Below are 22,916 nucleotides of genomic sequence, written 5' to 3'. Positions count from 1 at the left end.
AAGCGGCATGCGATGATGCCGGGACTTCGCGAACGGCAGGGATATGGAGGCAAAAGGAGAGTCGCCGGCATGCAATCATGGTCTTCCGTATTCAAGCAAGCTTTCAAATTGTCGCCTCCGCGCATTCTCGTCGCCGGATTCGCCGTCATGATCGCCATCGGCTCGCTGCTGCTGATGCAGCCGTTCGCCACGGCCGGCGGAGAGGGCACGAGATGGATCGACGCGCTGTTCACCGCCACCTCGGCGGCCTGCGTCACAGGCCTCGTCGTCGTGGATACCGGCACTCATTACTCGATTGCAGGCCAAATCATCATTCTGCTGCTGATTCAGGTCGGAGGGCTCGGCTTCATGACGATGGCGACGCTGTTCGCCCTCGTGCTGCGCAAGCGCATCTCGCTCAAGGACCGGCTGCTGCTGCAGGAAGCGATGAACCAGAGCTCCATGGAGGGAATCGTCCGGCTGATCCGCAAGGTTCTGCTGTATTCCCTCGTCATCGAAGCGGCGGGAGCGCTGCTGTACGCGGTCCGCTTCGCAGCGGACATGCCGATCGGCCGCGCCGTTTACTTCGGCATCTTCCACGGCGTATCCATGTTCAACAACGCCGGCTTCGACATCTTCGGCGACTACCGGAGCCTCACCGGCTATGTATCGGATCCGCTCGTCAATATCGTGACAATGGCGCTGATCGTTACCGGTGGCCTCGGCTTCATCGTGCTGTCCGATCTGATGGAGTGGAGGAACAACCGCAGGTTCTCCCTCCATTCCAAAGTGGTTCTGCTGGCCACGGGCAGCCTGATCGTCATCGGAGCTGTCGTCATCTTCATCTTCGAATATTCCAACGCCAAAACGATGGAGCCGCTCGGCTTCGGAGGCAAGGTGCTCTCGGCCTTCTTCCAATCCGTCACGACGCGTACGGCGGGAGCCAACACGCTCGACATCGGCGCGATGCGCCAGGCGAGCCTGTTCTTCATGATCATCCTCATGTTCATCGGGGCATCGCCGGGCTCGACGGGCGGCGGCATCAAGACGACGACGTTCATGACGCTCGTCGCCGCGATGGGCGCGATGATCCGCGGCAGGGAGGACATCGTCCTGTTCCGCTACCGTCTGGCCAAGGAGCGCATCATGAAGGCCCTGACGATCACGATGCTGTCGCTTGCGCTCGTGCTCGTCGTGACGATGGTGCTCTGCACCGTCGAGGACCGCGATTTCCTGCGGATTCTGTTCGAGACGGTATCGGCCTTCGGCACCGTCGGGCTCAGCACGGGAATTACAACCAGCCTCAAGGATGTCAGCAAGCTTCTGCTGAGCCTGACGATGTTCGCCGGCAGGCTTGGGCCGCTGACGATGGCCTACGCGCTGAGACCGAAGCAAGGCAAGGAATTATATAAAAATCCAGAAGGCAAGATTATTATCGGATAGGAAAGGAAATAAAGAGACACAATGGGAAAGGGTTCAAAAGGAGAGCAGTACTGCGTCATCGGACTGGGCCGATTCGGCTCCAGCCTGGCCAAGGAGCTCATGCAGCTCGGCTATGAGGTGCTCGGCATCGACCGCAGCGAGGAGCTGGTGGACGATATGAGCGCCCTGCTCACCCATACGCTATGCGCCGACGCGACGGACGAGGACGCGCTGCGCGCGATCGGCATCCGCAACTTCGACTGCTGCATCGTGGCCATCGGGGGAGACATCCAGTCGAGCATCATGGCGGCGATACTGGTCAAGGATTCCGGAGTCGGGAAGGTCGTCGTGAAGGCGGTATCGGAGCTGCACGGCCGGGTGCTGGACAAGCTTGGCGTCGACAGGGTCATCTATCCGGAGCGGGATATGGGAATCAGGGTCGCCCATCAGCTCGTGTCGCCCAATCTGCTCGACTATATCGAGCTGTCGTCCGAATACGCCGTCGCGGAGCTGGCTGTTCCGGGCTGCCTCAACGGCAAGGCGCTTTCCGAGATCGACAGCCGCCAGCGTTACGGCTGCAGCATCGTGGCGATCAACAAGCCCAAGGGCATCATCATCGCTCCCCAGGCGGATTCCATCCTGGAAGAGAAGGATGTCATGGTCGTCATCGGAACGAATGAAGGAATCGAGCAGTTTGAAAATGCGGTGAGCCGCGGCTGACACCAGCCGTGGAAGTACGGGGCGGGCCTGCCGGCGCAGCGGCGGCAGCTCCAGTCCAGGCATAGCGCATAGAAAGAAAGGCAGGAGGCGCGTCAGTCGACGCGGACTCCTGCCTGTTTGGTTTCAACGGCTTTCTGCTGCATGGCCTTCAAGCTTGCTGCCGGCGACGCCGAGCGGCGGAAGTAGTTCGCGGCCGCCTCGCGGATCCAGTCTCTGACGACAGGCTCCAGCCGGGCCGGGTCGCCATGGATGAGCGAGGTGGTCCGCTTGGTCTGCTCCAGCTCCAGCACAGGGACGACCATAAGGTCGTTGTCCGCCAGCATCTGCTGCCGGATATAGGAGTGCGGCAGCAGCGTCGCGGCTCCGCATGTATGGAGCAGCCGCAGGATGGCTTCGAACGAGTCGATTTCCATTTTGACATCGGGATGCAGCCTGTGGGTGTCGAACAGCTCGTCGGTCAGGTTCCGGTACCAGGTTCCTTTGGAGAAGAGGATCATCGGCAGCCCGCTGAGCGTCCGGATCGCCAGCTTTCCGTTCTCGGTGAGCAGATGGCAGCGGGGAAGCACCAGCTCCAGATGGTCGTCGAACAGCGGGACGCAGTGCAGCTGCGGGTCGTCGATGACGGATGCCACGAGGCCGAGATCGATTTTTTTGTCCCGGACGAACGATACGATCTCATGGGTCTTGCCGGTGACGGCCTTGATGTCGATCTCGGGATGGCTGGCGGTCAGCGCCTGGATGAGGTCCGGCAGCGTCGTCTGCAGCGTCGTCAGGCTGGCCCCGATCGTCAGGCTGGAGCGGTGAGTATGCTTGAACTCGCTCAAGGTGCTCATATATTTGCGGTGCAGCTGGCGGGCCTGGAGCGCGTAGTCGTAGGTCAGCTCGCCGATGCGCGTCAGCTCCAGCCTCCGTCCGACGCGGCGGAACAGCTGCGCTCCGAGCTCCTGCTCGAGCTTGGCGATCTTCCGCGACAGCGCCGGCTGGGAAAGGTTGAGCAGCGCCGAGGCTTTGTTCATGCTGGACTGCTCGACCACGGCGGCGAATACGTTGAGATCTTCGTTGAGCATTTCCTGCAGCCTCCGTTCCTTAGGAAGAGAATGGTCGAGCGAGACAGCCAATCTTATCCTGCCCATGCCGGCAGCTTCGCCGGGGGAGCTCGGGCTTATGGCGTCGTCTCTTATGCATATAGGTTATAACATTGTATAAGGAATAAACAATATCTTTATAAGGAAAAAAAGAGTACGATGGAGACTGTGGCTAAACTGTGACCGGAAAAAGCAGGGGAAAGCCGTCGGGATTTGTTGACGCTCCCATGCACGGGCTGTAAAATGGATAAGGTTTGCACAAAATTCGACGTATGATGACTGAAATCAAACGGCTGGAAAGGAGAACGCTTTATTTATGAATGGTAACTCGTACTTAACGCGCAAGATTCACTCGCTGCTCGGGGTGATTCCGCTCGGCCTGTTCCTCGTTGAGCATGCCATCACCAACTACTCGGCGTTCGAAGACGGGCCTGAGGGCTTCAACGACAGCGTCAGCTTCCTGAACGGACTGCCCCTTGTTCTCTTCCTGGAGATCTTCGGCATATTCCTGCCGCTTCTCTTCCATGGAGTATACGGCTTGTATGTCGCCTACCAATCGAACTGGAACAACTCCCGCTTCAAGTACGGACGCAACTGGGCGTTCACGGCGCAGCGCATCACCGGCGTGATCACGTTCATCTTCGTCATCTGGCATGTCTTCGAGACCCGCTTCCAGGTCGCCCTCGGCAACCTGACGCATGAGGAGCTCGGCGCCCGGATGCACGAGATCTTCACGAATCCGGTCTACATCGTGCTGTATGCGATCGGTGTCCTTTCCGCTGTCTTCCACTTCGCGAACGGCATGTGGTCGTTCCTCGTCAGCTGGGGCATTACGGTCGGCCCTCGCGCGCAGCGCGTTTCCGCCTATATCTGGATGGGCGTGTTCGTGATTGTATCGGCCCTGTTCCTGCTTTCCATCGTGGCCTTCACGGGCAGCGACTTCGCCGAATCGGCATCCGCCGTACGTACCTGGATCGGTTAATACGATAGACAAGGAGGACCTCAAAGTCATGGCTAAAAACAACATTATCGTCGTCGGCGGCGGACTCGCCGGCCTGATGGCTACAATCAAGGCGGCCGAGGCGGGCGTGCACGTCAACCTGTTCTCGCTCGTGCCGGTCAAGCGCTCCCACTCCGTGTGCGCGCAGGGCGGCATCAACGGCGCCGTCAATACAAAGGGCGAAGGGGACTCCCCATGGGAGCACTTCGACGATACCGTCTACGGAGGCGACTTCCTCGCCAACCAGCCGCCTGTCAAGGCGATGTGCGAAGCGGCCCCCGGCATCATCCACCTGATGGACCGGATGGGCGTCATGTTCAGCCGCACGCCGGAAGGCCTGCTGGACTTCCGCCGCTTCGGCGGCACGCAGTACCACCGCACGGCGTTCGCCGGCGCGACGACGGGCCAGCAGCTGCTGTACGCGCTGGACGAGCAAGTACGCCGCTGGGAGGCCGCCGGCCTCGTCAGCAAGCATGAGCATTTCGAGTTCATGGGAGCGGTCGTGGACGAGGACGGCGTCTGCCGCGGCATCACCGGCCAGGACCTGCGCACGATGGAGGTCCATTCCTTCCGCGCCGACGCGGTCATTCTGGCGACAGGCGGCCCCGGCATCATTTTCGGCAAGACGACCAACTCGGTCATCAATACGGGCACGGCAGCCAGCGCGGTGTACCAGCAAGGCGTCCACTACGCCAACGGCGAGATGATCCAGATCCACCCGACGGCCATTCCGGGCGACGACAAAAACCGTCTCATGTCCGAATCGGCGCGCGGCGAAGGCGGACGCATCTGGACGTACAAGGACGGCAAGCCTTGGTACTTCCTCGAGGAGAAATACCCGGCTTACGGCAACCTCGTGCCGCGCGACATCGCGACCCGCGAGATCTTCTCCGTATGCGTCGACCAGAAGCTCGGCATCAACGGCGAGAACATGGTCTACCTCGATCTTTCCCATAAGGATCCCAAGGAGCTCGACGTCAAGCTCGGCGGCATCATCGAGATCTACGAGAAGTTCGTCGGCGACGATCCGCGCAAGCTGCCGATGAAGATCTTCCCGGCGGTCCACTATTCGATGGGCGGCATGTGGGTCGACTACAACCAGATGACCAACATCCCGGGCCTGTTCGCCTGCGGCGAATGCGAGTACCAGTACCATGGAGCGAACCGTCTCGGCGCGAACTCCCTGCTGTCCGCCATTTTCGGCGGCATGGTGACGGGACCTAAGGCTGTGGAATATATCAAAGGACTTAAAAAGTCCGCGGAAGACGTGTCTTCCAGCATCTTCGACCGCGAAGTGAAGCTGCGCACGGACAAGTACGAGTCCATCCTCAAGATGGACGGCACGGAGAACGCCTACGTGCTGGCCAAGGAGCTCGGCGAGTGGATGACGAACAACATGACCGTCGTCCGCTACAACGACCGTCTGGAGCAGACGATCCAGAAGATCAAGGAGCTCAAGCAGCGCTACACCAACATCAACATCAACGATACGGCCCGCTGGAACAACGCCGGCGTCGCCTTCACCCGCCAGCTGTGGAACATGCTGGAGCTGTCCGAGGCGATGACCAAGGGCGCGCTGCTCCGCGACGAGAGCCGCGGCGCGCACTACAAGCCGGAGTTCCCGGAACGGGACGACGAGAAGTTCCTGAAGACGACCATCGCGAAATTCACGCCGGAAGGCCCGGAAATTTCGTACGAGGAAGTCGACACTTCGCTCATTACGCCGCGCAAGCGCGACTACTCGAGCAACAAGCACTAAGGAGGAGGGAGAACGACAATGGCAACCGAAACAGCTACCAAGACCGGTAAAATGGTCAAGTTCATTATTACCCGTCAAGATTCGCCGGATGCGGCTCCTTATACCGAAGAGTTTGAGGTTCCGTACCGCCCGAACATGAACGTCATCAGCGCCCTGATGGAAATCCAGCGCAACCCGGTAAAAGCCGACGGCGCGTCCACGACTCCGGTATGCTGGGAGTCGAACTGCCTCGAGGAAGTATGCGGAGCCTGCTCCATGGTCATCAACGGCAAGCCGCGCCAGGCGTGCAGCGCCTTGGTCGACAAGCTGGAGCAGCCGGTACGCGTCGCTCCGATGAGCACGTTCCCGGTCGTGCGCGACCTCGTCATCAACCGCGAGCGCATGTTCAATGCCCTCAAGCGCGTCAAGGCATGGATTCCGATCGACGGCACCTACGATCTCGGTCCGGGACCACGGATGGCCGAGACGAAGCGCCAATGGGCTTACGAGCTGTCCAAGTGCATGACTTGCGGCGTCTGCCTCGAGGCTTGCCCGAACGTCAACGACCGTTCCAGCTTCATCGGACCGGCGGCGATTTCCCAGGTTCGCCTGTTCAACGCCCATCCTACGGGCGAGATGAACAAAGCCGAGCGTCTGGAGACGCTGATGGACGACGGCGGCATCGAAGGCTGCGGCAACTCGCAGAACTGCGTGCGGTCCTGTCCGAAGGGCATTCCGCTTACGACGTCGATCGCCGCGATCAACCGCGACACGACGGTGCAGCTGTTCAAAAACTTCCTGGGCGTGTAATCGCCCCGCAATACGAAAGACCCCGTACCGGTCGCCGGTACGGGGTCTTTTTGTTCTTTCCTGTCTGGTCAAGAGCGGGTCGGTTTGCTTTAAAGCTTTTCGTCGCCGGCCTGGTTCCGGAGCTTGCCGGTACCGGTTCTGTTCCTGCGGGTTTTTCGTTCATGCGCGGAGCCGCGTATTTCCATCCGGCTCATGCTAGGTTCTGGGCAGAGGCGCTTATACGGGAGCCGGCGCACCGAGAAGCTTGGCGATATGGCTCTCGATCTTCTCCGGCTTGTCGGTCGGCGCGAAGCGCTTGACGATGCGGCCTTCCTGGTCGACCAGGAACTTGGTGAAATTCCACTTGATCGCCTTGGAGCCGAGGAAGCCTCTGGCGTTCTCGGTCAGATAACGGAAGAGAGGATGGGCGCCGCTCCCGTTGACGTCGACTTTGGCGAACAGCGGAAACGTGACGCCGAAGTTGATCTTGCATGCTTCCTGGATCTGGCCGTTGTCGCCGGGTTCCTGGTTGGCGAACTGTCCGCATGGAAAGCCGAGAACGGCCAGGCCCTTGTCCCCGTATGTCTGATGAAGCTTCTCCAGCCCGTCGAACTGAGGCGCCAGGCCGCACTTGGTCGCCGTATTGACGATCAGCATCACTTGGCCTCTGTACCGCTCCAGCGTCTCCTTGGCGCCGCGCGCCGTCTCGACTTCAATATCATAAATAGACATCGGTATCGCCTCCATCCATCTTCTCACTCTAATTAGATTGTATGCAATTTAAATGAAGCTGTCAACCATGCATACCCGATCGGTTCAAAAGATGAAACAAGCGGCCCTTTCCTGTAGAGGAAGGGCCGCTTGGCTGATCCCGCAATCGGATTTGCAGGTGTTGGAGGAAGGGCTAAGGAGCGGAAGTATCCGACAAGGCAGCCCGGATGAACTGCAAGGAATTGTCCAGCCTGGTCGTATCGCTGCGGATGCCGGCTATGAAGCGGCCGCCCTCCAGGCCCATGCTTTTGACGAGAGGGCTGTCCGTGACATCGAGGCCGTACACATGCTGCTCGTTCGGAGTATCCTGTGCAGCCGCGCTCAAGGCATGGGCGTCGTTGTATTCGGAGCCGAGCGCATCCTTATGGGTCTCCAGAGGGAGAAGGGCGTTCTGGGAAGCCAGCTTGTCGAAGCTGGCGCGATCCATCAAGTAGACGTCGTCCTTGTTCGTGATGAGATCGAGAACGCTCTTCTGGACCATGGCCATGTCCTGCCCGGACATGGGATCGGCCGGTACGTAGGTGAGATGGACGATCACTCGCTTCCAATCCGGGAACCGGCTCACAAGCTGCTGCTCGGCTGTCGTCACGTCGCTTCCGGCTGGCGAGCCGAATTCGCCGAAATAGGAGAGAGCCAGGGCGGCCGGAGGAAGCTTGGCCAGCTCGGCCTGCTCCTCCTTATGGTTCAGGTAAGCGTTGATGCCGTACACGACGGCGGCGATCAGCACGATCGCGCCCAGCAAGTGAAACTTATAATAGCTGAAGAAGTGGTCCACCTTTTGCGCGGATCCCGCCATTCCCTTGTATTTTCCGTACGCCTTCTTGTTGTACTCTTCCCGCGCCGCCGTTTCCTCGTGCTCCAGGATCGTCCGGTACGCCGCATTGATCGTCTCGAGGCTCGGAGATCCTGCCGCTTCGCCGTCCCCGCCGCGGCCTTGCTGGCTGCGGGCCCTGCGCAGCAGCAAGGAGTATTTTTTCTCGACTTCTTCCTTGGAAGCGTTGTCGGGCAGTCCCAAGTCCCGGTATGCCTGCTTGATCGTATCCATGCCTCACCCTCACTGTCCGCTATTGATGTCCATTCTAGTATAAGCTCCCGCAGGTACGGATTTCCACCATCGAGCGGAACTAGAGGAGATGGGGATGGAGCCCGAAACAGCAAAAAAGCCGCCCGTCGGGCGGCCAGATGGCTCGGAACGCTACATCCAATGCTCTCCCCAGTCCTGAATGGACTCGATGACAGGCTGCAGATGATGTCCCTTGTCGGTCAGCTCATATTCAATCCGTACAGGCATCTCCGGATAAACCTTGCGGTTCACGATTTGCGCCTGTTCGAGTTCCTTCATCCGATCGGTCAGCATCTTGTCGCTCATCTCCGGAATTTGTTCCTTGATTTCCTTAAACCGCTTGGGCCCGCCGAGCAGCACCCGGATGATAAGGCCCGTCCACTTTTTCCCAAGCAGCTCGATAGCGGCTTCGTACTTGGGACACATGGTGGAGTAGTCCATTCTTATCACTCCTTCTTGTGCACCCATTGTACCATATAAACTAAGGAAATGTAAGCGACTGTCCCTGAACTAATTAATTTAATATATTAACTTGACTAAAGTTAGTTAATGTTTTATGATAAGTCCAGTCAAGCAACAGACGAATACATTCTATGAAGAGGCGGGGTTCAATATGTTCGATACGGGCATTCTTATCTTAAGGGTTGTAGCGGGGCTGCTGTTCGCGGCGCATGGCACGCAGAAGCTGTTCGGCTGGTTCGGAGGCTACGGAATCAAGGGGACGGCAGGCTGGCTGGAGTCGCTCGGCGCCAAGCCCGGCGTGCTGATGGCGGTGCTGGCGGGGCTCTCGGAGCTGCTGGGAGGGCTGCTGCTGGCGCTTGGTCTATGGGTGTGGATCGCCGCGGCGCTGATCATTATCCCGATGCTTGTCGCGATCGCGAAGGTTCACGGAGCGAACGGCATCTGGGCGACGTCCAACGGCTACGAGTACAATCTCATTCTCATCGCGATCGCGCTGGCTGTCGCATTCACCGGCGCAGGAGCCTATTCCATCGACGCCATCTTGAGCTGATCATCATCCGAATGGCCTCTTCTTGTCCGGCAGCCGGTTACGCTGGCGCTGGCAGGAAGAGGCTTTTTTGTCCTGAAATGCCGGATGAACCCCGCAACTTTTCCAGCTCCGCTGCGTCTTTGGACTAGAACGGACAAAAAAACGATTTGCCGGACCGAAGCGGTCCTGTATAATAGACAGACATTTGACGGGGGTGAACCGTCAGAAAGCGAGGTGCGGCGATGGCAGACGACTGGGGCTTTTTCGAACGCCAATCCGAGGACAAGGAATTGATGAGGATCCTTGTCAATTGCGCCTGGAAACAGGATGCGCACCCGCCGGGCTTGAACCAGCTGTTGTCGATCACAATCAACCTCTACTCCATCCGCAGCCGGCATAAGAACAAGGAAAGCATGATATCCGAGCTGGAGAGGATGGAGCATGAGCTGGAAGAGGCCGTGCAAGCGGGAGGGAATTCCGTCTATATCGGACGCATCAATACGCCGAGAAGGCTTGAATATTATTATTACATGGAGAGCGGAGCGTCGCTGGAGCCGCTGCAGAAGCTGTTGTCGTCAAGAAGCGGCAGCAGGCTGATGCATTACGTCAAGCCGGATTCCGACTGGGAGTTTTACCGGTATTTGCTGCCGGACACGCTCGAGGAGCTGTTCATCCACAATGCCCAAATGGTGTACGCGCTGCTGAACCGGGGGGATGATATCCGGAGGCCGCGCAATGTGTATCATTGGCTGCTCTTCCGCGATCATGACGGCCGCAAGCTGATGCGGATGAAGCTGGAAACGATGGGGTACCGGATCGAAGAAGGCAAGAGCGGGGAGCCGGAGCCCGAATACCCGTACCCTCTCGTCATCAGCCGCTTCGAGGATGTCAGGCTGGAGACCGTCAACGGACGGGTCGACGAGCTGTACCGGATGATCGGGGCGGGCGGCGGCAAATACGACGGCTGGGGATCGGTCATGAAGCTTACCGCTTCTTACCGGATCAAGGCTTGGTGGAAAAAGTGGCTCGGCTCGTTCTCGGCCGCTTGCCGTCCCAAAAGCTGAAGATGCGCAGGGCGGCATTAGTTGCCGTCTGCCTTATAGCTTGATCACGAAGAGGCCTGCCAGGAGGCAGGCAAAGGCGAGCCATTGCAGCCTTGTCAGGCGTTCCCGGTACAGCAGGATCGAGCCGGCCGCCACGACAAGGCTGTTTGTCGCAAAGATGGGAGCGGCTATGCCGGCTTTGCCGGTCTCGAGCGCCCAGGCATAGAGCTGGAGCCCCCCATAGGAGAACAATCCCGCAAGCAGGCCGAGACGGAGGCCGATGCTCCATCCATCGGCAGAGAATTGCGGAGCTGCGCTGCCGGTCTTCCGGCCGGAGCGCTCCTTGAGGGCGGCTGCCGCAAACCAGAGCAGCGAAAGGAAGTAGCCGGTCAAGAGAACGGAGGAGGAGGGCAGGCCGAGCTCGCTCGTCACCTTCAAGCCTCCGTTGCGGAAGGTGAACAGAACGACGGCCGCCCCCGTATACAGGAACCAGCGCCGGTCTCCGATCGAGAGCGGCTCCGAGCGGCGCACGGCAATCAGCACTGCCGCTGCCAGCAGCAGGACGATTCCGGCCGCTTCCCAGCCTCCAAGCGGCTCTCCGTAGATCCATACCGACATCGCCACGACAAGGACGATGTTGAGGTTCGTAATCGGCGAGGTGAGACTGGCCGGGCCGTAGCGCAGCGCCTGCATGAAAACGACGTTGCCCCAGGCTGAGCCGGCTCCGACAACCGCTCCTGCGACCCAGGCTTTCCAGCCGAGCGCGTCCGTCCAGCTTCCGTCCGCCACGCATTGGAAGAGAAAGCCGGCCGTTCCTGTCGCGTACAATCCCAGTAGGAGGGAGGTGCTGCTCCCTCCGCGCATTTGGGATACTTTCATCCACCAGCCGGCGAAGCCGAATACGGCCGCGCTGCCGATCGAGATCAGAAGCCATATTGCAGGGGCTGTCATGAGGGTCGGTGCTCCTTTGCTGCCTGTATGGGAGTGGGAAACGGAATCTGTTACACAAATGAAATATTCCTGTCACGCCGCTATTACAATCAGGGGTTAAGATAGTGACATGACCCCCTTTTAATAAATATACTTGGGACCTTCCTTATGGGAGGTCCACTTTTTTTTGCCCTCTTGAAGGGAGGGGCGGCATGGACTGGCAATTACAGTCTACCATGCGGAGCCGGCTGAATCATACGGGCTTTGATGCCGACCGCATTGAGGCTGCTCCCGTCAGCCCCACCCGAGCGTATCCGACGCAAGCGAGAGCAGGAGCAGAGCGCACATGGCCGCGCCGGTCCACAGTTTGCGGCTGCGGATTATCGATGCGTTGCCGGCAGCGGGCAGAGAGCGCACATACAGGATGGCGCCGACAGTCACCAGTGCAAGCTCGGCGGCCATGCTTATCGACGGCCATTGCCACAATCCGAGACCGAGGAGCGGCAGGTCTCTAGCATTTCCGGGAAAAATCGGCATGTCTGCGCGGTGCATGGCGAGGTCAAGCACCCAGTGGCTCAAGACGACGGCGCCGATCGTCCAGCCGCCCCTGCGGCCCCATTTCAGGGAAGCGAGCCATCCGACAATCAGAGCAAGGAGCAAGGTGCCGACCAGCGAGTGCGTATAATCCGCATGAATAATGAAGCCGCCGTAACCATCGGCGCCTGGGACAGCCTCCAACGTTTCCTTGCCCGTCAGAAGGAAGGGAACGAAAAGCACGTCGAGCAGCTGCGTGCCCAGCATGAGCGTCCAAAGAGGAACCTGAGGAGTTTTGGCTTTAACGGCTGCGGCTAATCCGAAATGTCCGGCGAACATATTTCCTCACCCCTTTTCTTGAATAGAAGCACGTCTTATCCGGGCATCCGCCCAACCCATTCCGACCGTAAACAAGAGCATGAACACAATGAAGCTCATCGTGGAAATCCTCCTCTTTACTAAAACTAATACCTTTAGTTTTACTATAACTAATTGTATTAGTTTTTGCAATCCTTTCCAGAAAAAGATTTTTCAAGGCTTGTCCAATAAAAAAATAGAGCCCCTAAGGGCTCGAAAACAGACAGATTGATAAGACAGATCAAAGCTGAACATAAAAGCTTGAATCCTTCCATGGCTCTTGGCATGTTCGATTCGTTGAAGGCTGCGGAATGCCTGGTCCGTTGAAGGCTGCGGGAATGCCTGATCCGTTGAACATTGTTGGGAACGCTTGCGGAGAAGCGTCAGCTGATCAAAGAGGCACCGCCACGGGCTGCTTCTGCCGATAGAAGAACCATTCCCGGAAACCGATCGATTTCAGCAGGGCGCGGACTTCCTCGAAGTCGTCTCCGACCCGCGAGGGCACATGGGAATCCGAGCCGAAGCTGCATGTGACGCCGAAGTAATGAGCTCTTTCCAGAATTTCGTTGGACGGGTACCAGCCGCCGACCGTTTTCGTTTTGCCGGAGGTGTTGATCTCGATCGACGCCCCGCTTCCGGCGATAGCCTGCAGAGCCAAGTCGATGCTCTCGGAAGCCGGGATGCCGGAGAAGGCGGGATAATATCCCTTCATCGCGTCGATATGGCCGAGCACCTGGAACATGCCGCTGACGGCCGATTGGCGGATCAGCTCATAATACTCGCGCTTCTGCTCGGCCTGCGCCGATTGCGACAATCCCTTCCAGCGGGTTTTGTTGAAGATGCTTTTGCCTGACGTGAAATGGACCGAGCCGATGATATAGTCGAACGGATAGGCTTCGTAAGCCTTGCGGTATGTATCGGCATGCTCCGGAAAGAAATCCGACTCCATGCCCAGCAGCACTTCGATCCTGCCTTCGTATTTGGCCTTCAGGGCCAGCACTTCCTCGACGTAGCCCGGCAGAGAGCTGCGGGCCATCGCAATGCCCGGCTCGGGATGGTCTTCTTCGCTGCCGAAGTAGGGGGAATGGTCGGAGATGCCGATCGCGCCGATTCCGGCGTCGATCGCGGCGCGGATATAGTCCTCGATGCTTCCTTCGGCATGGCCGCAGCGGCTGTGATGGGTGTGCAGATCGAATTTCATGTGATCGTTTCCTCCTCAAGCTCATATCGGATTCAAAGCAAATCTATTGGACTACTCGCTGCTGATGAACTGCGCTTCGGGCATGCCCTTGAGATCGCTCAGGAACTGCTGCATGGCGGAGTTCAAATATCTTCCCGACTTGTAGACGACGCCGATCGGATGGGTGACCTCCAGCTCCGTCACCCGGATCATCCGCAGCGTGCCCGCCCGGAGCTCGTTGGCGATGGACAGGTTGGAGACGATCGCGGCTCCCAGGTTGATCTCGACCATCCGCTTGACCTCCTCGCTGCTGGACAGCTCCATCACGATATTGGGAATGATGCCGTTCTTGGAGAAGATGCGGTCGACGAAGCGCCTGCCGAGCGTATCGGGAGACAGCATGATCAGCGGAATGTCCTTCAACTTGTCGATGGAGGCATGCTTGAGCTCGGCCAGCGGATGCGCGGGGGATACGACAAGCTCGAAAGTATCATAGTAAAGAGCCGACGTCTGCAGATTCGGGTTCTTTTCGGATAGATAAGTGATCCCAAGATCCACGCTGCCTTTCTCCACGCTGGCCATGACCTGGGAGGACGGCATCGAATGGATCGTCGTCTTGATCAGAGGGAACTGGTTCTGGAAGTAGGACAGCACCCGCGGCAGAATCTGGATGGCGATGGAGCTCGTCGTCCCGAGCACGATATGGCCTTGCGGGATATGGTTCAGGTCGGACAGCTTCTGCTTCAGCTCTTCGACGATGGACAGGATGCGCACGGCATGGTCAAGGAACACCTGTCCCCGGTCCGTCAAAGTCACAGGCTGGTTGCGGTCTACCAGCACCGTCTTGAATTCCTCCTCCAGGCTCTTGATCTGGGCCGATACGGCCGGCTGGGTCAGGTTGAGCTGCTCCCCGGCCTTGCGGAAGCTCATCGTCTTGGAGATGGTGAGCAGCGTTTCGAGCTGGCTGATATTCAGAGGTTTCCCTCCTTTTGATAAGAGTTTTTTATCATTTCTTCTTAGTATATAGAAGAGAGCAGGGCGGGTAAAGCTTCCGGAAATTTACAATAAGTTGACCTCCAGCGCTTGCTCCTTCAGCAGGAAAAGGTTTCCGGACGGCGAAGCTGTTGCATACGGCCGCCTGCCCGGAGCCGAATCGGAGGAGGATTGCATTCCTTATGGACAAAAAGGCTGTCAGGGGCTGGATCTTGTACGATTGGGCCAACTCCGCGTTTGCTACGACGATGATTGCGGCCGTCATGCCGGTATATTACGACAAGGTCGCGGGAAAAGGCCTTGAAGGCTCGCTGGCTTCCGTCTACTGGGCCAACACCCAGAGCATCGCCATGCTGTTCGTCGCGCTGCTGTCGCCGCTCGCGGGAGCTGCGGCCGACCTGCTCGGCTCAAAGCTGCGGTTCCTGATCGCGTTCACCCTGCTGGGAGCCGTTCCGAGCTCGCTGATGGCTTTTGCCGGAGAAGGAGACTGGTTCCTCGCCTCCTGCCTGCTCGTTCTCGGCATCATCGGCTTCACGACCGGCGGCACCTTCTATGACGCTCTTCTGCGCGACGGCATCCCGGAAAATGACCGGCACAAGGTAAGCGCTCAAGGTTATGCGATGGGATATGCGGGTGGAGGGCTGCTGCTCGCCGTCAATATCCTCATGATCCAGAAGCCCGAGTGGTTCGGCTTCGCCGATTCGACGGCCGCCACCAAAGCTTCGTTCGTGACGGTCGGCATCTGGTGGCTGCTGTTCTCGCTGCCCCTTTTCCTGAACTGGAAGGAGCCTCGTCCGGAGCGGATGTCGGGACCGGCGCTGAGGAGGGTAGGCCGGACGGCCTGGCAATCCATGCGGCGTCTGGGCGAAACGCTGCGCTCGCTGAAGAGGTACCCCGAGCTGCTCAAATACATGATCGCCTTCTGGTTTTTCAACGACGGCATCAGCACGGTCATCGTCATGGCGACGATCTACGGCTCCAGCATCGGCATCGAATCGAGCGATCTCATCCTGGCTCTGCTGATTACCCAGTTCACGGGCCTGCCGGCGACGCTGCTGTTCGGGCGGCTTGTATCCCGATTCGGCGCCAAGCGGATGCTGATGTACTCCCTGGCTGTGTATCTGGTCATCGTCGTGCTTGGCTATTTCATGACGAACCAGCTGCATTTCTACATCCTGGCGTTCATGGTCGGCCTTGTCCAGGGCGGCAGCCAGTCGGCCGCGCGCTCGCTGTATGCGGGACTTCTACCGGCAGGCAGATCCGGCGAATGGTTCGGATTCCTCGCCCTTTCCAGCAAGTTCACCTCCATGCTCGGCCCGCTCGTCTTTTCGATTGTCGGCACGCTGACAGGCTCGAGCCGGACGGCGATATTGTCGGTTGCGGCTTTCTTCCTGATCGGAATGGTCCTGCTGTCGCTGGTCGACTTCGTCAAGGGAGCGCTTCAAGCGGAACAAGCGGAGCTTCCAGGCGCGGCTGCAGGAGGCAGCGGCTTCGGAGCCTAGCTCCGTGCGGAAGCGGCCGTCCGGCGCTCCTTGCTCATCATTCCCGAAAACAGCAAACCCCTTGCACGGCTGCACTTAAGCAGCTCTCATGCAAGGGGTTTGCTTCGTCTTCGGGGACCGGCCGCTCTCATCACAGCCACTCTTTCTTGCGGAACAGGAACAGCATGCCGCCGCCCAGCATAAGCATGAAGCCCATGATGAGGTAGAAGCCGTAATAGAAATGCTCTCCCGGCAGATGGGCGAAGTTCATGCCGTAGATGCCGGTAATGAACGTCAGCGGCATGAAGATCGTCGTCAGCGCCGTGAACACGCGCATGATCTCGTTGGCGCGGCTGGACAGGCTGGACTGGTAAGCCTCGCGCAAGTTCGCCATGAGGTCGCGGTACGTATCGAACGTCTCGGTGATCTTGACCGCATTCTCGTAGATGTCGCTGAAGTACTTCTGCAGCTGGTCGTCGATCAGGCGCAGATCCTTTTTGTTCAGCGTGGCGATGACGTCGCGTTGAGGGCCGAGCACCTTCTTGAGCCAGAGAATTTCGCTGCGCAGGCCGATGATCTCGCCGAGATGCGATTTTTTCGTATGCATGAGAATGTCTTCCTCGAGGCTCTCGATGCGCGCCTCGATCCGGTCGCCGACGAGGAAGTAATTGTCCACGACAAGGTCGACGAGATGGTACAGGAAGCGGTCGGGACGGTTGACGTCCTGCTCCCACAGAATCGGCTTCAGGGAACGCAGCTCGTTGATCTTCTGCTTCGTGACGGTGATGATGTAATGTCTGCCGAGAAACATGTTGAGCGCCCGGAGGAAGATCTCCTCGTCATCGAACCTGATGCTGTTGATAACGATAAAATAATGGCCTTCGTACAGCTCGATCTTCGGGCGCTGCTCCTCCTCGCTCAGACAGTCCTCGACGGCCAGGTCGTGGAGGCCGAACAGCGGCTGGAGGACGGCAAGATCCTCGACGTCCGCGTCGATCCAGTAGAAGCCCTCAAGGGGCGGCGCAAGCGTTGCTTGCAAATCTTCGACGGGGGCGAACACCCCGTTGTTGACCATGCGGATTTTCATGGCTTATTCTCCTCTCGCGGAAGAACGAGCAGGAGCCGGATGCCGCAGCCGTTGGCGGCGGGCGGAGAAGAGCCTGCAGGGCAGGAAGATCAACGTCCACGCAAGGCGGGGTCCGACTTGTCGTCTTCTTGGTGTTGGGTTTGCTGTTCGTTGCTAGAGGCTGGCGTAGGCCCTTCGCCTTCCATGGCGTTTCACTCCTTGTTCCCCTCGGGGCAGTATGAAAGTCTTGTCTAGTATACTCTTTAGGACAGGATGGACTCAAGGAAATTCAGACGGGAAAAATCGGCTGCAGCCGCTCTCTCCGCCGGCTTGTTCGTGCAGTGTATGCGGAAGGGGGGAAGGGGGTTCCGGAGCGCTCGCCGGCAAGCAGGGAAACCTGGAAAGAAAGCAGCGGGAACCCCTTGAGCAGAAAGCCGATGCCCAAGGCAGATCGGGAAGGACGGAGGGCTGGCCGCCCCATGCCGAATGGAATGCCGATCGCCTGTGCCGCAAAAGGATGTACGGAAACTGCACCGCATGGAAAATAGAAGCGCAGCCAAAAAACCGGAACCCCGCCAAGAGGCGGAAATTCCGGCTGCGTTCATGGAATTGGGACGGCGGAGATCGGCTTAGCTGCCGAGTAGCCGCAGCAGCAGGACGGCCGCTTGCGCGCGCGTGGCAGGCTGCGCCGGGGCGAGCATTCTGTCCGGAAGCCCGGACAGAATGCTCGCTTGCAGCAGGCCGGCGAGGGAGATCCGGGCATAAGGGGCGGTTTTGCCGCCGTCCTTGTATGCGCCCAGAAGGGAAGCGGTCTCTGCTGCGTCCGGTTCCTCGAACGTGCCGAGCAGCAGCAGAGCACGCATCGCCATGACGGCGAGTTCCTGTCGGGTCAGCGCCCTGGACGGCTCGAAGGCTCCGCCGCCGGTGCCCGAGATCAGGCCTGCTTCGGCGGCAGCGGCAACGGCCTGGCTGTACCAGGAGTCTGCGGGAACATCCTTGAACGGCGCCTTGCCCGCGGCGGATGCCGATGCTTCGGGAAGCTTCAGGGCGCGGTGCAGCAGGACTGCAAACTCGGCACGCGTCACGGCGCGGTTCGGCTCGAAGGCGCCGGCAAGGGAGCCGCGGACGATATCCAGCGCGGCGAGCCTGCTGATGTCGGCGGCAGCCCAAGGCGCATCCGCAAGATCGGTGAACGGGCGGCCGCTGCCGGCCGATCCGCCCGGTGGAGAAGCGGAAGGCGCGGGAGCCGATGACGGCGCAGGAACCGCCGATGGGGCAGGCGAAGCGCCCGGAGTCGGATTCGGCGTCCAAGCCGGTCCGGGAGCCGGCGTCGCAGTAGGCTCCGTACTCGGAGTCGGATCGGCGCTTGGCGAAGGTTCCGTACTCGGAGTCGGATCGGCGCTCGGCGAAGGTTCCGTACTCGGAGTCGGATCAACGCTTGGCGAAGGCTGCGTGCCCGGATTCGGCTCCCCGGCCTGCCTTTCCCCGACCACGATGCCGAGGCCGTTGGTTCCGACATATACGCGGCCGTACACCCTCGGATCCCCGGTAATCGTCCGGTTGGCGGCGCCGAACTGATGGGCGTCGTCATTGATCCGCGTCCAGCGGCCGCCTGCGTCATCGGAGCGGTAGATGCCCCATTGGCCGCCGATCTTCGCATAACTGTACACCGTCATGTAAGGCTGTCCGGGAGCGGCTTTGCCGAAGCCGATCGAAGCCGACTCCCCGACGCCTTGAACCTGCCGGAAGCTGGCTCCGGAATCCGTGGAGCGGTACAGGCCGAAGGCGTCCCCGGGATTTTTATTGTCCGCTGCCGCGGCAAGCCAAATATCGCCTTCAACACCCGGAACGGCCTTGAATTTGCTGGTGATCCGCTTCGGAAGCCCGCTCGCCTCCTGCCGGAAGGACGCTCCGCCATCGGTGCTCGTGTAGAAGAAGCCATCGCTGAAGCCGTAGAACTTGTCCGGATCGACGCGGTCGGAGCTGACGGCTGCGCCGGCCGGAATGCCCGTCGACGGCTGCCAGGTCTGTCCGTCATCGGAGGACCGGCTGACAGGCTGCCCTTCCGGACTCCAGAGGATGGAGCGTCCGTCGGCGGAAGCCGCCACATAACCGCCGTTCACGGAAAAGCCGCTGCCCCATGGATTCGTCCCGGGCTTCCAGGTGGCGCCGTTGTCGCGGGATACCCCGATGCCGAGATCCGAACCGGAAACATTGCCGACCCGCACGATGAAATCGGGGTCAAGCTCGGCATAGTCCAGATCCGTGCTTGTTCCGATATAAGGATTTGTAATCATCTCGGGGGCTTTGGACAGATCGGCATGGCGGAAGCCTCCGATATCGCCCATCGCGCTGAGCAGAGGAGCTCCTGCCGGCGGGCTGATGAGCCCCAGTACGGATGTCTCCTCGATGCCGCCCGCCTGGACGGACAGATGCACGGGCCCGTAGACGCTGCCTCCCGCCGTAAGAGGCTGGTCGAGCGCGGTCACGTCGGCAGCGCCGTACAGCGTCGCTCCCGTTCCGTACAGAATCGAGCCGGAGTCGAACGGATCGATCTCCAGGCTGCCGATCATCCAGCCCAGCTTGGGCGAAGTTTCGGGCAAGGGCTTGTCCTTCACCCCCCAATCCAGCCAAGGGGAAAGGGAGTAGTCCAGCTCATAGCTGTTGTTCCGCTCCGGGTAATTCCCGTACGTCCAGAACGGCTTCCATGTCCGGCCTCCGTCGAGGCTGCGGTAGATCTGCTCGTCCGGCCACCATTTGTTCATCGTCGCAACCATGACGGTGCCGGGACGGCTGGCGTCGACGGCGAGGCCGCCGTACGGGCTGGAGGTGCTTCCGGCGCCTTCCGGGCTGATGTCGCTCCATTGTCCGGAACCCGTATCGAGAACCCATACCGAGCCTTCGCCGCCGTTATAAGGACCGATATCCTTGGCGTAGGTCACGTAGAGCCGGCCGTCGGACGAGAGGACGCCGTGATGCGGCAGAAAGCCCTGGCCGGGCTGGCCCGGCACGGCTTCCCATGTCGCTCCGGCATCCCGGCTGCGATAGATGCCGGCGTCCCGGTCGGCCGTCCCTGCATAGATGACCGGGGTCGCGCTCCCCTTCGTTCCGGACGAAGGGTCGAAGGTCACCCAGACGACGCCGATGGGATCCTTCATATAATCGTCGGCAGCCGAGCCGATGGCGGTGAAGGATGATACCCGGCTCCAGGTGGCTCCGGCATCGGTGCTTTTCCACAGCCCGTAGCCGCTGCGCGCGCCGAGGTACAGGATGTTCCCGTCGTTGGGATCGACGGCCAGCCGCTCGCCCATGGAGCGGCCCGGCATATTGCCTCCCAGCTTGAAGGGAAGCTCCGTCCGCTGCCAGCTGTCCCCCCGGTCGGAGGAGCGGTAGATATAGCCGTTCATGTCGGTCCAGTCATTGGTATAAGTGCCTAGTGCGGCATAGACCCGGTCCGGATCGGACGGGTCGGGAGCGATGCTTTCCACGCCAAGCAGATTCCATTCCTCCATGCCGACTCCCTCCAGCAGCTGCTTCCAGACGCCGCCCGTGGAGGCGTCCCGCCGGTAGGCGCCGCCCATGTCCGTCCGGACGTAGGCAAGCCCCTGCTCGGCCTTGCTGTAGACGATGCCGGGAATGAACCCTCCGCCGACGACAGCAGCCCGTCCCCAGCTGTAGGCTTCGCTCGAGGCTTGAGGAGCCTCATCCGCAGCCGCGGCGGCGGCCGGCAATTGGGCAGGCAGCGATAGAGCGGCTGCGAGCAGGGTGATGCAGATGGATTTGAACACGATAGACCTCCCTTGTCCGATTTAAAATGTAAGCACTTACATTTTAAGGCGCCCAGCAAGGGGCGGGATACCGGCTAAATCGGTCGATTAATCAGATGGAAATCGGAGATGGCGGCGGAAAAGCCGCCTCGGCCGGAAAGCAAAAAAAGAGCTTCCAAGGCTGATAAACAGCCGCGGAAACTCTTTCCATCCTTGAAAAAGATACGATTAGTGCCCTTCCGCCCCATCCTTTTCGTTGGAGAGGCCGGTCACTTCGAACAGCTTGAACAGCAGGCTGAACACGACCGCTACGACGGTTGCTAAAGCCATGCCGGAGATGGAGAAGTCGCCGAACTTGAGCGTCACGCCGCTGAGGCCGGTCACAAGCACGACTGTCGTCAGGAACAGGTTCGACGGCCGGCTGTAATCGACCTTCTCCTCGATCAGGATGCGCAGTCCGGAAGCCGCGATGACTCCGAACAGCAGCAGGGAGACGCCGCCCATGACCGCCGGCGGAATGTTGGCGATGAGCTCCGAGAACTTGCCGAGGAAGGAGAGCAGGATGGCGATGGCTGCCGCGCCGCCGATGACAAAGGTGCTGTAGACGCGGGTGATGGCGAGCACGCCGATGTTCTCGCCGTAGGTCGTGTTCGGCGTCGCTCCGACGAAGCCCGATACGATCGTGCTGAGGCCGTTGCCGAGCAGCGAGCGGTGCAGGCCGGGATCCTTGGACAGGTCCTTCTTCACGATGTTGCCGGTGACGACGAGATGGCCGACATGCTCGGCGATGACGACGAAGGCAGCCGGCAGGATGATGGCGATCGCGTTCCAGTCCAGCACCGGAGTCGTCACATGCGGAAGCTGGAACCAGTCGGCTGCTGCGATTTTTTTGGCCGCTTCGCCCGTCATTCCCATGCAATAAGCGACGACATAACCGGTGACGATGCCGATCAGAATCGGAATGATCTTCAGGAAGCCGCGGAAGAGGACGGAGCCGAGGACGGTGACGAGAAGCGTGATGACGGATAGGGCGATGACTTTCGTATCGGGAGTCCAAGAGGCCGCCGTCGCCGCGTCCGGGGCGATCCAGCCGGCCATGCGCGCGGCGACGGGTACGAGCTCAAGCCCGATGACGGCGACAATGGCGCCCATCGCCGCCGGCGGAAAGACGACATGGATCCATCCCGTGCCCGCCGCCTGCACGATGAGGGCGACGATCGAAAAGACGATGCCCGCTACGATGAAGCCGCCGAGCGCTGCCGCGTAGCCTCCGCCGGAAGCATTGGCGGTGATGACCCCCATTGCCGGTCCGATGAAGGCGAAGCTGGAGCCGAGGTAAGCCGGGATGCGGCCTTTGGTCAGGAGGATGTAGAACAAGGTGCCGATGCCGTTCATGAGCAGGCAGATCGCCGGGTTTACACCGAGCAGGTTGGGCACAAGCACGGTTGATCCGAACATGGCGAACAGATGCTGCAGGCTGAGGAGAAGGCCCGGGCCGAGCGGCGGCCTTTCCAATACTCCGATTTCACGCTTCAAATTCATGACGCCCCTTTTTCTCGATTTGTTCGTGAAGGAAAACGGCAGACAGGCTCCATTCCGCCCTTGTCGCCGCGACATTCCGCTTGCCTGGCAGCTATAGCCGCCGTACGGGTGCAAGCGGACAAAACTTCGTTGATTTTATCCGTTTCTGCCGGTTTTAGCAATGGGAAATATTTTCGAGCGGCGCTGCTGGATGCAATTCGCTTCTTGACGGCCCGCCCAGGTATCCAGTATTGTAGGTACAGAAGCCGAATGGCCAAATTGAATATCGATACTTTCTTATCAAGAGTAGGCGGAGGGACCAGCCCGATGAAGCCCGGCAACCGGCGTGCGAACGCACGGTGCTAATTCTTGCGGATGCGCGTGCGGCAGCGGCGTGTCTGGGAGATGAGAGAGGCGCATGTGTTTCCGTCGATACGACCCTGCGACCCTTTCTCAAGCGCGAGAAGGGGTCTTTTTGCATGCAGC

Annotated in this window: 19 protein-coding genes and 1 riboswitch; of the genes, 8 read left to right on the top strand and 11 right to left on the bottom strand. The window is 59.8% G+C overall.

Going from position 1 to position 22,916, the window contains the following annotated elements:
- Positions 1-69: 69 nt before the first annotated feature.
- Both PHU01S_RS11615 and PHU01S_RS11610 read left to right on the top strand, forming a co-directional pair.
- The gene (locus PHU01S_RS11615; RefSeq protein ID WP_048744688.1) at positions 70-1,422 is read left to right on the top strand and encodes a TrkH family potassium uptake protein; all 1,353 of its coding nucleotides are present in this window, start codon (positions 70-72) and stop codon (positions 1,420-1,422) included.
- 21 nt (positions 1,423-1,443) lie between these two features.
- Positions 1,444-2,121, top strand: coding sequence for a potassium channel family protein (locus tag PHU01S_RS11610; protein ID WP_021878056.1), 678 nt, complete (start codon positions 1,444-1,446; stop codon positions 2,119-2,121).
- A 92-nt stretch (positions 2,122-2,213) separates the two neighbouring features.
- Here the strand turns inward: PHU01S_RS11610 and PHU01S_RS11605 are convergent, their stop codons facing one another.
- On the bottom strand, positions 2,214-3,188 hold the full coding sequence (locus tag PHU01S_RS11605; RefSeq protein ID WP_048744687.1) for a LysR family transcriptional regulator: 975 nt from the start codon (positions 3,186-3,188) through the stop codon (positions 2,214-2,216).
- Positions 3,189-3,522: 334 nt separating this feature from the next.
- Between PHU01S_RS11605 and PHU01S_RS11600 the strand changes: the two genes are divergently transcribed.
- From PHU01S_RS11600 to sdhB, 3 genes are read left to right on the top strand one after another with little or no spacing between them, the layout of a single operon-like run.
- Complete coding sequence (locus PHU01S_RS11600; protein ID WP_048744686.1) at positions 3,523-4,188, top strand: succinate dehydrogenase cytochrome b558 subunit; 666 nt, start codon at positions 3,523-3,525, stop codon at positions 4,186-4,188.
- A 28-nt stretch (positions 4,189-4,216) separates the two neighbouring features.
- Positions 4,217-5,965 (top strand): succinate dehydrogenase flavoprotein subunit, encoded by a 1,749-nt coding sequence (gene sdhA / locus PHU01S_RS11595; RefSeq protein WP_048744685.1) that lies wholly within the window; start codon positions 4,217-4,219, stop codon positions 5,963-5,965.
- Between the two features lie 18 nt (positions 5,966-5,983).
- A complete protein-coding gene (sdhB, locus tag PHU01S_RS11590) occupies positions 5,984-6,754 on the top strand; it encodes a succinate dehydrogenase iron-sulfur subunit (RefSeq protein ID WP_021878053.1) in 771 nt (256 codons plus the stop codon).
- A 216-nt stretch (positions 6,755-6,970) separates the two neighbouring features.
- On the opposite strand, the gene PHU01S_RS11585 is transcribed toward sdhB, so the two are convergent.
- The 3 genes from PHU01S_RS11585 to PHU01S_RS11575 all read right to left on the bottom strand — a co-directional run bounded on the left by PHU01S_RS11585 (position 6,971) and on the right by PHU01S_RS11575 (position 9,008).
- Positions 6,971-7,465, bottom strand: a complete 495-nt coding sequence (locus PHU01S_RS11585) for a glutathione peroxidase (protein WP_127507706.1) — start codon at positions 7,463-7,465, stop codon at positions 6,971-6,973.
- A 172-nt stretch (positions 7,466-7,637) separates the two neighbouring features.
- Positions 7,638-8,549, bottom strand: coding sequence for a J domain-containing protein (locus PHU01S_RS11580; RefSeq protein ID WP_127507699.1), 912 nt, complete (start codon positions 8,547-8,549; stop codon positions 7,638-7,640).
- A 150-nt stretch (positions 8,550-8,699) separates the two neighbouring features.
- On the bottom strand, positions 8,700-9,008 hold the full coding sequence (locus PHU01S_RS11575; RefSeq protein ID WP_048744678.1) for a winged helix-turn-helix transcriptional regulator: 309 nt from the start codon (positions 9,006-9,008) through the stop codon (positions 8,700-8,702).
- Between the two features lie 172 nt (positions 9,009-9,180).
- On the opposite strand from PHU01S_RS11575, the gene PHU01S_RS11570 reads away from it, so the two are divergent.
- Positions 9,181-9,579: a DoxX family protein gene (locus PHU01S_RS11570; RefSeq protein ID WP_049867940.1), complete on the top strand. Its 399-nt coding sequence runs from the start codon at positions 9,181-9,183 to the stop codon at positions 9,577-9,579.
- 221 nt (positions 9,580-9,800) lie between these two features.
- Positions 9,801-10,622, top strand: a complete 822-nt coding sequence (locus PHU01S_RS11565; RefSeq protein ID WP_021878049.1) for a DUF695 domain-containing protein — start codon at positions 9,801-9,803, stop codon at positions 10,620-10,622.
- 33 nt (positions 10,623-10,655) lie between these two features.
- Here PHU01S_RS11565 and PHU01S_RS11560 read toward each other — a convergent pair whose 3' ends face one another.
- From PHU01S_RS11560 to PHU01S_RS11545, 4 genes are all read right to left on the bottom strand, one after another.
- On the bottom strand, positions 10,656-11,552 hold the full coding sequence (locus tag PHU01S_RS11560) for an EamA family transporter (RefSeq protein WP_246029216.1): 897 nt from the start codon (positions 11,550-11,552) through the stop codon (positions 10,656-10,658).
- A 273-nt stretch (positions 11,553-11,825) separates the two neighbouring features.
- Positions 11,826-12,404: a hypothetical protein gene (locus tag PHU01S_RS11555; protein WP_049867939.1), complete on the bottom strand. Its 579-nt coding sequence runs from the start codon at positions 12,402-12,404 to the stop codon at positions 11,826-11,828.
- Between the two features lie 409 nt (positions 12,405-12,813).
- On the bottom strand, positions 12,814-13,623 hold the full coding sequence (locus PHU01S_RS11550; protein ID WP_021878046.1) for a histidinol-phosphatase: 810 nt from the start codon (positions 13,621-13,623) through the stop codon (positions 12,814-12,816).
- A gap of 51 nt (positions 13,624-13,674) precedes the next feature.
- Positions 13,675-14,577 carry a LysR family transcriptional regulator gene (locus PHU01S_RS11545; protein WP_048744672.1) on the bottom strand — a complete coding sequence of 301 codons (903 nt, stop codon included), beginning with the start codon at positions 14,575-14,577 and terminating at the stop codon, positions 13,675-13,677.
- Between the two features lie 200 nt (positions 14,578-14,777).
- On the opposite strand from PHU01S_RS11545, the gene PHU01S_RS11540 reads away from it, so the two are divergent.
- Positions 14,778-16,097 (top strand): MFS transporter, encoded by a 1,320-nt coding sequence (locus tag PHU01S_RS11540; protein ID WP_048744670.1) that lies wholly within the window; start codon positions 14,778-14,780, stop codon positions 16,095-16,097.
- A 130-nt stretch (positions 16,098-16,227) separates the two neighbouring features.
- Here the strand turns inward: PHU01S_RS11540 and corA are convergent, their stop codons facing one another.
- The 3 genes from corA to uraA all read right to left on the bottom strand — a co-directional run bounded on the left by corA (position 16,228) and on the right by uraA (position 22,445).
- Complete coding sequence (gene corA / locus PHU01S_RS11535; protein ID WP_048744668.1) at positions 16,228-17,163, bottom strand: magnesium/cobalt transporter CorA; 936 nt, start codon at positions 17,161-17,163, stop codon at positions 16,228-16,230.
- A 608-nt stretch (positions 17,164-17,771) separates the two neighbouring features.
- The gene (locus tag PHU01S_RS11530) at positions 17,772-20,930 is read right to left on the bottom strand and encodes an S-layer homology domain-containing protein (RefSeq protein ID WP_127507697.1); all 3,159 of its coding nucleotides are present in this window, start codon (positions 20,928-20,930) and stop codon (positions 17,772-17,774) included.
- Positions 20,931-21,137: 207 nt separating this feature from the next.
- Positions 21,138-22,445 (bottom strand): uracil permease, encoded by a 1,308-nt coding sequence (gene uraA, locus PHU01S_RS11525; protein ID WP_164763058.1) that lies wholly within the window; start codon positions 22,443-22,445, stop codon positions 21,138-21,140.
- 279 nt (positions 22,446-22,724) lie between these two features.
- Positions 22,725-22,842, top strand: a riboswitch (SAM riboswitch).
- The last annotated feature ends 74 nt before the right edge of the window (positions 22,843-22,916 follow it).

The organism is Paenibacillus humicus NBRC 102415 (genome assembly GCF_004000905.1).
Taxonomy (GTDB): domain Bacteria; phylum Bacillota; class Bacilli; order Paenibacillales; family Paenibacillaceae; genus Paenibacillus_O; species Paenibacillus_O humicus.
The sequence above is the reverse complement of the archived record's forward strand: the minus strand, read 5'-3'. Positions and strand labels throughout refer to the sequence as shown.

Coding starts and splice junctions, on each gene's coding strand:
- PHU01S_RS11615 (WP_048744688.1), top strand. CDS start 70: ATGCAATCATGGTCTTCCGTATTCAAGCAAGCTTTCAAATTGTCGCCT.
- PHU01S_RS11610 (WP_021878056.1), top strand. CDS start 1,444: ATGGGAAAGGGTTCAAAAGGAGAGCAGTACTGCGTCATCGGACTGGGC.
- PHU01S_RS11605 (WP_048744687.1), bottom strand. CDS start 3,188: ATGCTCAACGAAGATCTCAACGTATTCGCCGCCGTGGTCGAGCAGTCC.
- PHU01S_RS11600 (WP_048744686.1), top strand. CDS start 3,523: ATGAATGGTAACTCGTACTTAACGCGCAAGATTCACTCGCTGCTCGGG.
- sdhA (WP_048744685.1), top strand. CDS start 4,217: ATGGCTAAAAACAACATTATCGTCGTCGGCGGCGGACTCGCCGGCCTG.
- sdhB (WP_021878053.1), top strand. CDS start 5,984: ATGGCAACCGAAACAGCTACCAAGACCGGTAAAATGGTCAAGTTCATT.
- PHU01S_RS11585 (WP_127507706.1), bottom strand. CDS start 7,465: ATGTCTATTTATGATATTGAAGTCGAGACGGCGCGCGGCGCCAAGGAG.
- PHU01S_RS11580 (WP_127507699.1), bottom strand. CDS start 8,549: ATGGATACGATCAAGCAGGCATACCGGGACTTGGGACTGCCCGACAAC.
- PHU01S_RS11575 (WP_048744678.1), bottom strand. CDS start 9,008: ATGGACTACTCCACCATGTGTCCCAAGTACGAAGCCGCTATCGAGCTG.
- PHU01S_RS11570 (WP_049867940.1), top strand. CDS start 9,181: ATGTTCGATACGGGCATTCTTATCTTAAGGGTTGTAGCGGGGCTGCTG.
- PHU01S_RS11565 (WP_021878049.1), top strand. CDS start 9,801: ATGGCAGACGACTGGGGCTTTTTCGAACGCCAATCCGAGGACAAGGAA.
- PHU01S_RS11560 (WP_246029216.1), bottom strand. CDS start 11,552: ATGACAGCCCCTGCAATATGGCTTCTGATCTCGATCGGCAGCGCGGCC.
- PHU01S_RS11555 (WP_049867939.1), bottom strand. CDS start 12,404: ATGTTCGCCGGACATTTCGGATTAGCCGCAGCCGTTAAAGCCAAAACT.
- PHU01S_RS11550 (WP_021878046.1), bottom strand. CDS start 13,623: ATGAAATTCGATCTGCACACCCATCACAGCCGCTGCGGCCATGCCGAA.
- PHU01S_RS11540 (WP_048744670.1), top strand. CDS start 14,778: ATGGACAAAAAGGCTGTCAGGGGCTGGATCTTGTACGATTGGGCCAAC.
- corA (WP_048744668.1), bottom strand. CDS start 17,163: ATGAAAATCCGCATGGTCAACAACGGGGTGTTCGCCCCCGTCGAAGAT.